The organism is Paenarthrobacter sp. YAF11_1 (genome assembly GCF_052113445.1).
GTDB lineage: Bacteria > Actinomycetota > Actinomycetes > Actinomycetales > Micrococcaceae > Arthrobacter.
In genome coordinates this window covers 127,218-141,047 of the sequence record NZ_JBFRDF010000003.1, presented here as the reverse complement: position 1 = coordinate 141,047, position 13,830 = coordinate 127,218, and the positions used below count along the sequence as shown (strand labels likewise).

General features: G+C 62.9%; 14 protein-coding genes and 1 riboswitch. Of the genes, 2 read left to right on the top strand and 12 right to left on the bottom strand.

Annotated elements, in window-relative coordinates; all coding sequences use genetic code 11:
• Positions 1–145 precede the first annotated feature (145 nt).
• The 12 genes from AB4Y77_RS06200 to glyA all read right to left on the bottom strand — a co-directional run bounded on the left by AB4Y77_RS06200 (position 146) and on the right by glyA (position 11,983).
• Positions 146–2,065, bottom strand: coding sequence for a polysaccharide lyase family protein (locus AB4Y77_RS06200; RefSeq protein WP_442013311.1), 1,920 nt, complete (start codon positions 2,063–2,065; stop codon positions 146–148).
• A gap of 256 nt (positions 2,066–2,321) precedes the next feature.
• Positions 2,322–2,474 (bottom strand): glycine zipper 2TM domain-containing protein, encoded by a 153-nt coding sequence (locus AB4Y77_RS06195; protein ID WP_311213101.1) that lies wholly within the window; start codon positions 2,472–2,474, stop codon positions 2,322–2,324.
• 22 nt (positions 2,475–2,496) lie between these two features.
• Complete coding sequence (locus AB4Y77_RS06190; protein WP_442013310.1) at positions 2,497–3,582, bottom strand: YihY/virulence factor BrkB family protein; 1,086 nt, start codon at positions 3,580–3,582, stop codon at positions 2,497–2,499.
• Positions 3,509–4,186 (bottom strand): 2'-5' RNA ligase family protein, encoded by a 678-nt coding sequence (locus tag AB4Y77_RS06185; protein WP_311213099.1) that lies wholly within the window; start codon positions 4,184–4,186, stop codon positions 3,509–3,511. The genes AB4Y77_RS06190 and AB4Y77_RS06185 overlap by 74 nt, the downstream gene beginning before the upstream one ends.
• Positions 4,187–4,190: 4 nt before the next feature.
• The gene (trpS, locus tag AB4Y77_RS06180) at positions 4,191–5,300 is read right to left on the bottom strand and encodes a tryptophan--tRNA ligase (RefSeq protein ID WP_442013309.1); all 1,110 of its coding nucleotides are present in this window, start codon (positions 5,298–5,300) and stop codon (positions 4,191–4,193) included.
• A gap of 20 nt (positions 5,301–5,320) precedes the next feature.
• Positions 5,321–6,154 carry an exodeoxyribonuclease III gene (locus AB4Y77_RS06175; protein ID WP_442013308.1) on the bottom strand — a complete coding sequence of 278 codons (834 nt, stop codon included), beginning with the start codon at positions 6,152–6,154 and terminating at the stop codon, positions 5,321–5,323.
• Between the two features lie 10 nt (positions 6,155–6,164).
• Complete coding sequence (locus AB4Y77_RS06170; RefSeq protein WP_207596755.1) at positions 6,165–6,731, bottom strand: hypothetical protein; 567 nt, start codon at positions 6,729–6,731, stop codon at positions 6,165–6,167.
• A gap of 139 nt (positions 6,732–6,870) precedes the next feature.
• Entirely contained in the window at positions 6,871–7,704 is an 834-nt protein-coding gene (locus AB4Y77_RS06165) for an ABC transporter permease (RefSeq protein WP_311213096.1), read from the bottom strand.
• Positions 7,701–8,519, bottom strand: coding sequence for an ABC transporter permease (locus tag AB4Y77_RS06160; RefSeq protein WP_311213228.1), 819 nt, complete (start codon positions 8,517–8,519; stop codon positions 7,701–7,703). Before AB4Y77_RS06160 ends, AB4Y77_RS06165 begins: the two co-directional genes overlap by 4 nt.
• A 52-nt stretch (positions 8,520–8,571) precedes the next feature.
• The gene (locus tag AB4Y77_RS06155) at positions 8,572–9,501 is read right to left on the bottom strand and encodes an ABC transporter ATP-binding protein (protein WP_311213095.1); all 930 of its coding nucleotides are present in this window, start codon (positions 9,499–9,501) and stop codon (positions 8,572–8,574) included.
• 159 nt (positions 9,502–9,660) lie between these two features.
• Positions 9,661–10,554, bottom strand: coding sequence for a bifunctional methylenetetrahydrofolate dehydrogenase/methenyltetrahydrofolate cyclohydrolase (locus AB4Y77_RS06150; protein ID WP_442013307.1), 894 nt, complete (start codon positions 10,552–10,554; stop codon positions 9,661–9,663).
• A 133-nt stretch (positions 10,555–10,687) separates the two neighbouring features.
• Positions 10,688–11,983, bottom strand: a complete 1,296-nt coding sequence (glyA, locus tag AB4Y77_RS06145; RefSeq protein WP_311213093.1) for a serine hydroxymethyltransferase — start codon at positions 11,981–11,983, stop codon at positions 10,688–10,690.
• A 115-nt stretch (positions 11,984–12,098) separates the two neighbouring features.
• Positions 12,099–12,184, bottom strand: a riboswitch (ZMP/ZTP riboswitch).
• Positions 12,185–12,219: 35 nt separating this feature from the next.
• Here glyA and purU point away from each other — a divergent pair.
• The gene (gene purU / locus AB4Y77_RS06140) at positions 12,220–13,071 is read left to right on the top strand and encodes a formyltetrahydrofolate deformylase (protein WP_442013306.1); all 852 of its coding nucleotides are present in this window, start codon (positions 12,220–12,222) and stop codon (positions 13,069–13,071) included.
• A 21-nt stretch (positions 13,072–13,092) separates the two neighbouring features.
• Positions 13,093–13,758, top strand: coding sequence for a class I SAM-dependent methyltransferase (locus AB4Y77_RS06135; RefSeq protein WP_442013305.1), 666 nt, complete (start codon positions 13,093–13,095; stop codon positions 13,756–13,758).
• Positions 13,759–13,830: the final 72 nt, after the last annotated feature.

Sequence of the window (13,830 nt, the reverse complement as noted above, 5' to 3'; positions counted from 1 at the left end):
CACCCTTCGAAGGTACGCCGCTGGGAAGACGCCTTGATTGATACGTTTCAGAAGAAGTGACCGGAGCGGACACCTGCGTCGGGAAGTTCCCAGCAACTCCAACGCGGCCGGTAAGGAGCCCGGCCTGGGTCCGCTCCGGAGCTTGTTAGTCCAACTCGAGCCGGATGGCGTCGTAGGCAACCTGGTTGACTGCCACGGGGTCCGCTCCGTCGTTGATGGTGAACGTCAGTGTGTTGTTGCCCCTCTTCAGAAGAGCTGCATCAAACCGGAATTCACGGCAGAAGTTCCGGCCGGCATGGGAGCTGCGGTACGTGGCACCTTTGGCGTCCGAGGGCTGGAACTCCCAGACGAACGGCTCCCCGTTGACGCGGATCGTGAGATTGGTGGTCACATTGGGCACTGGAATGGCTGAGCCCATGGCCCAGGCGGCGAGGGCCACCGTGAGCGTGGCCTTCCGCCCCTTTCCGGCAGCTTTATCCGCATCGAAGGCTGCGAGGTCGAAGGAAAGGGACCACGGCGCCTGGGGCTTCCCCTCCAGCACCTGGTGCTGGATGTAGCCCCAGTCCTGCGGCCCGCTCTTCCCCACCGTGTACTGCACACCCTCGGGAAAGTCGCCCGCGAAGAGAGCGAAGGCATCGTAACGGCGGGATTCTTCGCCGCGGCGGTACTCAGCCGACGTCCTGTCAGGAGTGCCAAGCTGCCAGAGGGTTTTACCGTTGGCAGCCGGTTTCCACTCCACGTTCTTGATCTTGAGCTGCCCGCGATCCACCACCACATCATCCATGAAGTACTCACCCCACACGCCAGGCTTGGTGACCGTGAGCCGATACGTGCCAGGCCGAACATTCGCCAGCGCGAAGGAACCGTTCCGTTCCATGTCCGCCCAGTACTGAAAGCCTTCGGTAGTGTCCTGGGCAGCCACCCTGTTATCGGAGAGAATGACCAGGGCGCCCTCCATGCTCTTCTCTCCGGGGACCTTCACCTTGCCGGTAACCGTGACCCGGGATGTGCTGGGGACCCACCCCTCCAGCGCTACCCGATCGTAGAAGGCCGCGTGCTTGTTGAAGAGGGCGTAGGACAACGCCTCACGGCGCATCCGGGCAGGATCCGTTCCCTGGGTCAGCAGCACGAAGTACGGACCGTACGTCTTGGCCCAGTCACCGTAGGTATCTACGGGCATGGCGCCAAAGTGTGTGGCGTGGGGCTCTACGAGCAGCACGGGCGCTTCCGTCGTTTGATGCAGGGTGAGGTCCTGCCGGAAGGGGCCACCATTGAAGGATTCACGGTTGGGCGTGACCGACCAGATCCCGTAACCATTGCCATACAGGCCATGGACCGAGTGGTCCCGCATGGAAACGGCCCAATCGTACTTGGTGTAATACCGGCGCGCGTACGCGCTGCCTGTGCCGGCAAGGTCATGCGTGGCGTCCATGACCATCGGCCCGGCCTGAAGATCCTGAGGGGTAGGCATCCGGGCGGCCGCAGAGCGCCACGGCGTCCCGAAGGAGTCCTCCTCCACACTGGCATGGGTGAAGATTTGCGGGTCGACCCAAGCAACGAACCGGTGCTGCTCTACGTGCACCCCCGCATGTGCGGAGCTGTGGGAAAAGCGCGGTGCCAAGTGGAAGCCCGGCTCGCCGGAGCGGAAGATGAAGTTCCACTGGCGGGTGTAGGGGCCGGACTCCGAGGCATTGAGCACTGCGGAGACCACTACGAAGTCCTGCTCCTGACGCACGGAAAAGCTCGTACCCGGAGCATATTCGCCGCCTGGGGCACCAAGGACGCTGGTCACCTGGTCGAACCGGCCCCGGCCTGTCTTGCCCAATAATTCCTGCCCGTCAAGCTTCAGGGATACGAGGCGGGCGTTGCTGGCTTTGTCGAACACAGCCTGGACTCGCCCGTTGTCCACGGTGATCTGGGCGGAGTTCTCCGCATAGCTCGGCGCAGGGCCGCTGGCGGGACCCTCATGAGCGGCTACTGCCGGCGTTTGGGCAATTGCGACGGCGGCGAAGGCCAGAGTGGTTCCTGCGGCGCTGAAGGTATGGAATTCCCTGCGGGAGATCATCGTCGATCCTTTCAAGGCGGTTGGGTCAACAACATTCATCCACCGCATGACAAGGCCGTCAAGAGCTTTGACACGATTCAGACTCGCCCAAGAAACCGTTTTCCGCAGAATGTCAGGGAAAGCGTACATCTGATGTTTAAATTCATATCTCACTATATGAGACGAAATCCTCGGTGAATCCAGAGCTGGGAGCGCTTACATCCGATGAATGAGCATCTCCGTGGTCGCGCATAACCGAGGCCGGCGCCCGGGCGAATCAGCTCTTTCGAGGTCCCACGGCAGCCCCGACAAGAGCCCCAAGCCCTACCCCGATGAGGATGCCCAGGAAAGGGGACTTGAAGATCAACTGGCCGACGATCAGGCCAACAGCAGCCCCAAGGAGGCAGCCGATCCATAGTGGGTTGTTCATGGCGTCTCCCGGGAAGAGAATCTCAGGTGCGGGGCGCTACACGGCGCGACCCAAGGACCTTCTTGCGCGGGGTCTCCCCCGACTCAGTATCGGCCTCGCGAATGGCCGACCACGACGCCGAGACGAGGTACACCTGGCTCACCAGGTTGAACCAGATCAGCAGGCCGATGATGATGGCAAACGATGCCAGGACGGGGTTGTTGCCGGACCGGGCCAGAAGTTCGGTACTGAAGAATTGCAGGACCGTGGTACCAACGCCCGCGAGCACCACGCCTTCCAAGAACGCGCGGCGCCCCAGCTTGAGGCCACCTGCAATATGGAACAGTACCGCCGCCGTCGCGCAGTTCAGGAGGAGCGGAACCACGATCTTGACGGTGGCGGCGATGGGCGAGGCCACTGCCTCGTCCAGTTTCAGCAGCTCGAAGATCCAGTCAGCAGCTGTTCCAAAAATCAGGGAGGCCCCGGCACTGACCACCAGAATGACTCCGAGGAGCAACAGGGTGCCGGCGTCGATCAGTTTTTGCAGGAGTCCGTTGCGGAGGAGAGGGTCAGCGTTCATGACGCCGCGCAGGCCCTCCCTGACGCTGGCAATCCACCCGAGGGACGTGAAGACGGTCACGGCAGCGGCGATGAGGGCGGTCCAGCCGAGGCCGGACGGGTTCAGCAGTGTTTGCGGATCCACCAGCCCTTCACCGCCATTGACCTGCAGGAGGCCAGGCGCCGCGGACGCCACACTGCCGATGACAGCGTCTTCAAGTACCGGGTTGCCGCCCAAGACGATGCCGGCGATCGCGAAGCCGGTGGTCAGCAGACCCGTCACGGAGAAGAACATGTTGAAGCCAATACCCGCACTCAACAGAGGCCCATGCTGGCGTGTGTAGTGCTGGAAGGAACGCAAGGCACGGTTGGTGTTCAGCCTTGCCATGAAAAGGGCAAAGAATGCCCCGGCCTTCTTCGGCAGGCCATCACCGGCGCGCTTGGACTGGCCCCAGTCCTGCCTCTTGCGAAGCATCTCAAGTTTGAGCTTGGCCAGCTCAGTTGGCAGCGGAGGAGCGTCCGCCTGCGTGGCGTGAATCCGCTTGCTGTTCTTCGTCAGTATCGCCGCCAAAGTCGAGCTCTTCCCGTAGCTGCCATATTCCATTGGTGTCGTGCTCGTAAAGTCCCATGCTAACCACAGGGAAGGTCGCCCGGTAATCTCTGAGGACCGTTTCGGCCTCATCCAGATTTTCCTGGGCTACATCGTGCGCCACGGTGACGTGAGGATGGTACGGGAAGGGCAGCAATCGTTCGAGGGGCCCGGTTTGGAGTTTCTCGTGCAACTGCACGCACTCTTCAAAGCCTTCTTCCACGTTGACGAACACCACGGGTGAGACCGGCCGGAAAGAACCTGTTCCGGAAATGGTGATGTGGAAGGGTTCCTGGGTCCGGGCCACTTCCCGCACATGCTCGCGCGTAGCGGCCCAGTCCTGGGTAGGTGTGGTGGTAATCAGCGTGATGTGGGCGGGAATGACCTCGGCCATGGGGTCACCGAAAGAAGCCCGCCATTCCTGCAGTTCGCGGGCGATCTCCGGCGGAAAGCCGAGGATGACACCAACACACATGGTGTCCCCGTCGCCGCAGTCGGTGCCGGTCACACCCGTCTGGCGAGAGTCGTCCGGACCGACACCCTTGCGGGTGTCGGTCTTGACGTTGAGCTGGCCAGCGGAGCACATGGAGTTAGCGGACTCCCAGGTCGCGGTGGGCATCTCCGCGGTAGGGCAGGAAACCGACCTTGGAATAGACGTCCGCGAGAGTGGCTGAAGCAATGTCGCGTGCCTTGTCCGCGCCGAGGGCCAGGAGGCGGTCCAGTTCAGCGGGATCGGCAAGGAGCTCATTGGCGCGCTCCCGAATAGGTGCCAGGTGCCCGGAGACGAGTTCCGCGAGGTCAACCTTGAGGTGCCCGTACATCTTGCCTTGGTAGTCAGCCACGATCTTCTCTACCGGTGTGCCGCTGATGGCCGAGTAGATGGTCAGCAGGTTTGATACACCCGGCTTATTCTCGCGGTCGTAGCGGATCTCGGTTTCAGTGTCCGTGACGGCCGACTTGATGCGCTTGGCCACCGTCTTGGGATCATCCAGGAGGTTGATCAGGCCGGCCGGTGACTCCGCAGACTTGGACATCTTGGCGTTGGGGTTCTGGAGATCGTAGATCTTGGCCGACTCCTTCTGGATGAAGGCCTCCGGCACTTGGAACGTCTCCCCGAACCGGCTGTTGAAGCGGTTGGCGAGGTCCCGGCTGAGCTCCACGTGCTGCCGCTGGTCTTCGCCCACCGGCACACCGTGCGGCTGGTAGAGGAGGATGTCGGCGGCTTGCAGGATCGGGTAAGTGAACAGGCCAACGCTGGCGTGGTCCGAACCCTGCTTCTGTGCCTTGTCCTTGAACTGCGTCATGCGGGCGGCTTCGCCCATGCCGGTGATGCAGTTCAAGACCCACGCGAGCTGGGCGTGCTCAGGGACCTGGGACTGGACGAAGAGGGTGCACTTCTCCACGTCCACGCCGCCCGCAATGTACTGCGCAGCGGTGACGCGGGTGCGGTGGGCGAGCTCGGCCGGGTCCTGGGGCACGGTGATGGCGTGCAGGTCCGGGATGAAGTACACGGCGTCGTACTCGTCCTGCATCCGGACCCAGTTGACCAGGGCGCCGAGGTAATTGCCCAGGTGCAGGGAGTCAGCGGAGGGCTGCATGCCGGACAAGACGCGGTGCTTCGCGCCAACGGCAAGCTTGGTGGATGTGGTGGTCTGCGGTACCGCTGCAGTGCCGGTTTCAGTCGTGGTGGAACTAGTCATGGAGGAATACCTTAGGAAGCTTAGAGCCGGTAGTCGACTACCAGCGGTGCGTGGTCGGAGAAGCGGGTGTCCCACGAAGGCGCCCGGTCCACGACAGCGGAGAAAGCAGCTGCTGCGAGGCCCGGTGTGGCCAGGTGGTAGTCGATGCGCCAGCCTGTGTCAGTGTCAAAGGCTTTACCGCGCTGGGACCACCAGGTGTAGGGGCCGGCGACATTACCTGCCAGGCCCCTGTGGACATCCCTCCATCCGATTTCTTCGCCGAGGAAGCGGTCAAAGTACGCCCGCTCCTCCGGGAGGAAGCCGGCACGCTTGACGTTGCCCTTCCAGTTTTTGATGTCCAACTCTGTGTGTCCGACGTTGAGGTCGCCCACCACCAAAGCGTGGTCGCTGTGCTTGGCGAGCTCAGGCAGGCGCACAGTCATGGCGTCCAGGAAGCGGAACTTGTCATCTTGCTTGGGTGTTCCCACTTCTCCGGAGTGCACGTAGGCGCTGACGACGGTGAGAGTGGTGGATTCGCCGGCACCGTTTTTGACGGTGTAGTCGGCTTCGACCCAGCGCCCCGAGGTGTCGAAGTAGTCGTCGCCAATACCGACGCGGGTAGCCGTAGGCTCCTCGCGGGAAGCGATGGCGACACCGGCACGGCCCTTGGCTTCAGCTTCGGTGTGGAGGATGTGCCAGCCTTCGCCGATCAGCTTCCTGACGATGTCATCAGGTGCGCGGACTTCCTGCAGGCAGAGAATGTCAACGTCGCGGGGCTCCAGCCATTCCGCCATGCCGTTCTTGTAGGCAGCCCTCAGGCCGTTGACGTTAACTGACGCGATGCGAAGGAAGTCCTTCTTCAATGCCGTACTCACCCGGTCCACTCTAGTCGATGATGGTGCCGGCTACGGGCTCGTCCGAGCCGCCGGAAGACTTGATCATGTCGCGCGCATTGGTGGCCGTAATGGCGATGGTTTCCAGTGCGCGGTTGATGGTGTCCTGATCGGCGGCACCGCCCTTGGCCCGCTCTTCATCCACAACACGGACCTGTACCTGGACGATCTTGAAGGAGTGGTCCAGTTTGAGGTCGCGAACCTCATCTGACTTGCTGCGTTCGGCTACGACGCGCGTGCCGCCACTGTCGGCAGCGGACGACGACGGCGCGCGGCCGGCTGCGGCGTTGAAGGCATTCTGCGCTTCGGTCAGCTTTGCGCCGGCCCGCTGCGCGGCCTTGCGGATGCTCAACACCACGAAAGCGGCCAGAGCCAGCCAGCCGAAGGCCACTACTGCGACGACCCAACCCACAACATCGTTCTGGTTTGCCGCGAAAATGACGGCCACCAGGAACGCGATGATGACGACGGTCATCCCCAGGCCGCCAATGCGGAAGCCCTTGAACATGCCTTTGCCGGCGGGGGACGTGGACGGGTGCGGGTCACCGAGAGATTGCATGGACCCATTCTCTCAAATCCACGAAGGTGCCTGCGCCCGCTTCCACGGACGGCGAACACCGGCCCCCAAGCCCCGGGTTTTTGTACAGCTAATGCCCCCAAGACGCCGTTTTCGGGGCATTAGCTGTACAAAAACTCCATCACTTGAGGAACAGCCGGCGCAGCCTTCCGGTAGTCAGCATGATGCCGAGCGCAATCATCACCACGTAGTAGCCCACATGGATGGCGGTAGCCGGACTGAACGAGCCCACACTGATTTGCCGCAGCAGCTCCACGCCGTGCCACAGTGGCATGGCCTGGATGAACCACTGGATCACCTGCGGGTAGACGCTGAGCGGGTAGAACGTGGCGCTGAACAGGAACATGGGCAGCAGGAAGAAGTTGATCCAGTCCATCTGCTGGAAGGTCTTCATGAAGCTGGTGATGCCCATCCCGAAGCTCGCGAAGCCGAAAGCGATCAGTACCGAGGCGGGAATGACCAGGATGGCCCACCAACTGGTGAGCAAACCCATGACGCCCATGACGGCGGTAAATCCAGTGGCGTACAGAAGCCCGCGCAGAAGGGCCAGGAAGATCTCGCCGATTGCTACATCCAATGGCCCCAGGGACGTGTAAAGCATCCCCTGGTACAGCTTGGCGAAGTTCATCTTGAAGAAGACGTTCCACGTGGAGTCGTAAATGGCGCCGTTCATGGCCGAAACGGCCAGCAGCGCCGGGGCAATGTAGGCCGCGTAACTGATCTCCTCGCCGCCTGGGCCTTGGACCGTGCCCACGATCGAACCCATGCCCACTCCCATGGCCAACAGGAACAACACCGGCTCAAAGAATCCTGACACCATGACCAGCCAGGTGCTGGACTTGGCCGCCATCAATCCGCGGCCCACCACTGCCTTGGCGTTGCGGGAGTACAGGGAACCGAACTTCCGCTCACGGGCACGATCCGTGGCGCTGTGGCCACCCGTCAAGACATTCATGAGCCCATCCTTTTCACGAACTGGCGCCGGACAAGCAGCCACCCTACGGCCGCGGTCACCAGCAGGAACACCACGTGGATGATGGTCAGCAACGGATCTTGATCCATCCCGTAGGTGAAGACCCGGCCCAGCTCAGTCCCGTGCCACACCGGTGAAATCCACCCGATCCAACGGACGGCGATCGGCAGGGAATCCAGCGGGAAGAACGTCCCCGAGAACAGGAAGAGCGGCATCACAATAAAGCGTTGCACCAGCGCAAACTGCCCCTTGTCCTGTTTGATGCTGGCCGCATATGCCATCAGCGGCAGGCCGAAGGACAGCGCCGCCACGGTGGCCACGAGCGAAGATACCCAGCCCCACGGACTCGGCGAAGCGCCGAAAAGTGCCACCACCACGAAGTACACCACCGATTGCAGGAGGAACCTCAGGGTGCTGGCCATGATGTGGCCACTGGCAATTTGCTCGGGAATCAGCGGCGAGGCGTGCGGGCCATAGAACACGCGGCGCCATTTGAAGCCGTCCATGACGGGATAGGAAAACTCCCCCGACGCCGTCATCACTGCCGCCGAAACCAACAACGCCGGAGCCACAAATTCCAAGTAGCTGACGCCGCCGAATGCCGACTCGCTGTTGGCGTCCACCAGGCTGGCGAGCCCAACTCCCATGGCGAAGAGATACGCCACCGGCTGCCCCACGCTGTAGAGCACCACGGACCAGCCGTAGTTCCGCATGACGCGGAGGACCTGCTCGGCGTAGAAGAAGGAACCCCATCGCCGCGCCCTCGCAGCCGAAACCTCAGGCGAGTGTGCCCGCAGCGGACGCTCCGCCGTCGTGAGTGGTTTGGCGGTTCCGCCAGTCGACGGTCCCCTAGTCAACGAGGCTCCTGCCGGTCAGCCGCAGGAACACGTCCTCCAGCGACGAACGGCGGACCAGCGAGGTCATCGGCCGCAGCCCGCGCGCGGTGACCTGCTCCAGCGCGGCCTCGCCGTCGTGCGCGTAAATGAGTACGCGGTCGGGCAGCGTTTCGAGCCGCTCACCGATGCCTTGAATTTCGACGCCGATGGTCGCGTTCCGCTCGGATCCGAACCGGAGCTCGAGTACTTCGCGCGACGAGTGCTCGCGGATCAGGGTGGCCGGCGAACCCTCCGCCATGATCCGGCCTTTGTCCACCACGATCAGGCGATCGCAGAGTTGCTCGGCCTCGTCCATATAGTGCGTGGTGAGGATCAGGGTGACGCCATTTTCCTTGAGCCGGAACAGCCGGTCCCACAGGATGTGGCGGGCCTGCGGATCGAGGCCCGTGGTGGGCTCGTCCAGGAGGAGGATCCGTGGCTCGTTGATGAGCGAGCGGGCGATGGTGAGGCGCCGCTTCATGCCGCCGGAGAGTGCGTCGACCTTCGAATTGGCCTTGTCCGTCAGCTGCGCGAATTCCAGCAGTTCGTCGGCTTTCGGCCGCAAGTAGCTCAGGGGCAGGCCGAAGTAGCGCCCGTAGACGATCAGGTTTTCACGGACCTTGAGCTCTTCGTCGAGGTTGTCCTGCTGCGGAACCACTCCAAGGTGTGCCCTGACTTCGGGACCATGGGATTCAGGATCCAGCCCCATGATGGTCAACGAACCGGACGTGCGCTGGGAGACTCCACCGATCATTTTCATGGTGGTGGACTTGCCGGCACCGTTGGGGCCCAGCAGCCCGAAGGACTCCCCCGCAGGTACGTCAAAGGAGATGTTGTCCACGGCGGTGAGCTCACCATAGGTCTTGGTGAGGTTCCGGGCGCTGATGACGGTTGGTCGGTTCATGTCGACGCTGGATTGCGAGGATTCTGACGGTGTTGGTGACGGTGTCGGAGAGCGGGTTGCTTCATTGTGCACCCTCAGCAGACTAGTAGCGCCCACGGACATGTGAAAGGGCTCTTGCACATATTGTTGCAAGAGCCCTCTCGTTTCAGGCTTGGGAACTTAGGCGATGCCCGCCTGGCGCTCAGCACTCTCCACGACGTTCGCGAGCAGCATGGCACGGGTCATCGGACCTACGCCGCCCGGGTTCGGGGACAGCCAGGCGGCGACGTCGGCAGCTGCCGGGTCCACGTCTCCGGTGACAACAGCCTTGCCGTTGCCGTCGTCCACGCGGCTGACACCGACGTCGAGCACTATTGCACCCGGCTTAAGGTCTTCAGCCTTGATCATGTGCGGCACGCCGGCAGCGGCGATCACGACGTCGGCCTGCTTGAGTTCTGCGGGCAGGTCCACCGTTCCGGTGTGGGCCAGGATGACCGTGGCGTTGACTTCCTTGCGGGTCAGCAGGAGACCGATGGGGCGGCCGATGGTGACGCCGCGGCCAACCACCAGGACACGCTTGCCCTTGAGTTCAATGTTGTGGCGGCGAAGCAGCTCCACGCAGCCCTTGGGCGTGCAGGGAAGCGGGGACTTCATCGCACCGTTGACGTTGGCCACCAGGCGGCCAAGGTTCATCGGGTGCAGGCCATCGGCGTCCTTGTCAGGGTCCATGGCTTCCAGGATGACGTCCTGGTCAATGTGCTTGGGCAGCGGCAACTGGACAATGTAACCGGTGCACTCCGGGTTGTCGTTGAGCTCACGAACAACCTCCAGGAGGTCTTCCTGGGAGATGTCTTCGGGGAGGTCGCGGCGGATGGACTGGATGCCCACCTCGGCGCAATCCTTGTGCTTGCCTCCCACGTACCAGGTGCTGCCGGGGTCGGAACCCACCAGGATGGTGCCCAGGCCGGGGACGATTCCCTTGGCGGCGAGAACGGAAACGCGGGTGGTCAGTTCTGCCTTGATGGCTGCGGCGGTGGCCTTGCCGTCAAGGATCTGTGCGGTGGACTGTGTCATTCCATCTGCTCTTTCTGGTGGGTGACCTATTGGCTCATGCCAACGGGACCCGCCGCCGTTGGTGTGGCGGCGGATCCCGTGGGCTCCGGATCAGTGCCCGGGTGATGCGTTGCTTAGCCGCGGAAACGCGGATTTACCACTGCTCGTGCTGCGGGTACAGCGGGAAGTCGGCTGCGAGTTTGTCGACGCGGGACTGCAGCGACTCGACGTCTGCCGAGGAACCGGCCTTGAGCGTGGTGGCGATGATCTCGGCAACCTCGGTGAACTCGGTGGCACCGAATCCGCGGGTAGCCAGGGCAGGCGTACCAATGCGGAGGCCGGAGGTGACCATCGGCGGGCGGGGATCGAACGGAACAGAGTTGCGGTTCACGGTGATGCCCACGGAGTGCAGGAGGTCTTCGGCCTGCTGGCCGTCCAGCTGCGAGTTCCGGAGGTCAACCAGGACCAGGTGAACGTCGGTGCCGCCGGTGAGGACCGAGACGCCTGCTTCGGCGACATCGGGCTGGTTGAGGCGGTCAGCGATGATCTTGGCACCTTCGAGGACGCGCTCCTGGCGCTCCTTGAACTCTTCACCGCCGGCAATCTTGAAGGCAACGGCCTTGGCGGCGATGACGTGCATGAGCGGTCCACCCTGCTGGCCCGGGAAAACGCTGGAGTTGAGCTTCTTGGCCCACTCCTGCTTGCCAAGGATCACGCCGGAACGGGGGCCGGCCAGGGTCTTGTGGACCGTGGAGGTGACGACGTCGGAGTACGGGACCGGGCTCGGGTGCAGGCCGGCTGCAACCAGACCGGCGAAGTGCGCCATGTCCGTCCAGAGAAGCGCGCCAACCTCGTCGGCGATGGAGCGGAAGGCAGCGAAGTCGAGGTGGCGCGGGTAAGCGGACCAACCGGCGATGATGACCTGCGGCTTCTCGGCGATGGCCTGCTCGCGCAGCTTGTCCATGTCAATGCGGAAGTTGTCTTCTTCAACCTGGTAAGCAGCTACGTTGTAGAGCTTGCCGGAGAAGTTCAGCTTCATGCCGTGGGTCAGGTGCCCACCGTGTGCCAGGGACAGGCCCAGGATCTTGTCGCCGGGAGTGATCATGGCGGAGAGAGCGGCAGCGTTGGCCTGCGCACCGGAGTGCGGCTGGACGTTGGCGAACTCAGCACCGAAGAGTTCCTTGACGCGGTCGATCGCAAGCTGTTCGGCGACGTCGACGTATTCACAACCGCCGTAGTAGCGGCGGCCCGGGTAGCCCTCGGCGTACTTGTTGGTCAGGACGGAGCCCTGGGCTTCCATGACGGCGCGGGGGGCGAAGTTTTCGGACGCAATCATTTCCAGGGTGCCGCGCTGGCGGCCAAGTTCCTGGTTAAGGACTGCTGCGATCTCGGGATCGAGATCGGCAAGCGACTGGTTGCTGACAGACGCGGAAGTGGTTGTGGTAGTCACGGAAATCTCCTGGCTAGGCAACGGGTGGTGCTACAGGTCAGGCTACCGGCAGCAGCATTCCCGCGTCCCCTTTTTGACGGAGGGATCGGTCACGTGCGTACAGCGGTAAGACATGACCCTCGGCCCAGGCGTACGATCCGTGGTCTTCATGATTGCCGCTCCCTGGTGGTAGTCCACCCAACGCCAGTTGCGACCCATTAACAGTACAACAACGCGGCACAGGTAGGCTTGATCGTGTGACTGAATCCACCGCTTTCGTAGTAACACTTTCCTGCCCCGACCGCCCCGGCATCGTCCACGCGGTAGCCGGAGCCCTGCTTTCGGCCGGCTGCAATATCGCCGATTCCCAGCAGTACGGAAGCCCCAGCACAGGCAACTTTTTCATGCGCGTGGAGGCATCGACGTCGTCCTCCCAGGACGAACTGGCGGCCGCGCTGCGTCCGGTAGCCGAATCGTTCGGCATGACCTGGCAGATCAATCCTGTTGGCGAAAAGGTCCGCACCATCATCCTGTGCTCCAAGGACGCGCACTGCCTGAACGACCTCCTGTTCCAGCAGCGCACCGGCACCCTGCCCATCGACGTGCCGGCCATCGTGTCCAACCACCGGGACCTTGAGTCGTTGGCGGAGTTCTACGGCATCCCGTTCCACCACATCCCCGTGACGCCGGAAACCAAGCCCCGGGCCGAGGCGCAGCTGCTGAAGCTCATTGCCGAACACGATGTTGAACTGACCGTACTTGCCCGCTACATGCAGGTCCTCTCCAACGATCTCTGCACGGAGTTGAACGGCAAGGCCATCAACATCCACCATTCGTTCCTGCCCTCCTTCAAGGGCGCCAAGCCGTACCACCAGGCCCACGCGCGCGGAGTCAAGATCATCGGCGCTACCGCCCACTACGTGACGGCCGACCTCGACGAGGGCCCGATCATCGAGCAGGAAGTCATCCGCGTCGACCACGCACGCACGGCTGCCCAGTTCGTCCAGATGGGCCGCGACGTCGAAGGCCGCACGCTGGCCCAGGCGGTCCAGTGGCATGCCGAACACCGGGTGCTCCTCGACGGCACCCGGACCGTGGTATTCAACTGACGCCGCTCCTATGCTGAGGGTATGCGGGGCATTCCTCACGCCGAGCACGAGGCTGATTTGGCAGTCTACTACGACCGTCAGGCGCCTGTCCGGAACACCCGCGCGCTCACGCCACACCGCGTCGAGTGCAGAGAATGGTTCGTCCGGCTCCTGAAATCTGAACACCGTCATTCCTTGTTCGAACTCGGGTGCGGCACGGGTGTTGAGGGCTTGGAGTTTGTCCGCGCCGGATTGCACTACACCGGGGTGGACTTGTCTTCTGAGAGCGTCCACCTGGCGCGCTCGGCCGGGTTGGAGGCTACGGTTGCCAGCGGCCTCAGCCTGCCCTTCGCGGATGCTGTCTTTTCAGCTGCGTGGACCATGAGCACGCTTCTGCATGTCCCCAACAGCGGAATTCACGACGTCGTCAGCGAACTTGTGCGGGTCACCGCACCTGGTGCGCCAATCGCCGTCGGACTCTGGTCAGGTGAGGATTGCGAGGTCCTCAACCCGGAGGACCTTGAGGAACCGCGGCGGTTCTTCAGCCGCCGCAGTGATGACACCGTGCTCAGGGTTTTCGGCGGGCATGGCGCGGTTGAGCATTTCCAAACGTGGCCTGAGGGTGTGGGCGTGGAGTCCGGGCCGGGCGCGGGCAACTGGGTCCAGCACTACCAATTCCTGGTCCTCCGCACCCCGGCACCCAACTAGGTCGCATTTGAGGTCGTTCCCAGCGTTGGGAACGACCTCAACTGCGACCTACATGGGAACTAAGCTGGGCAC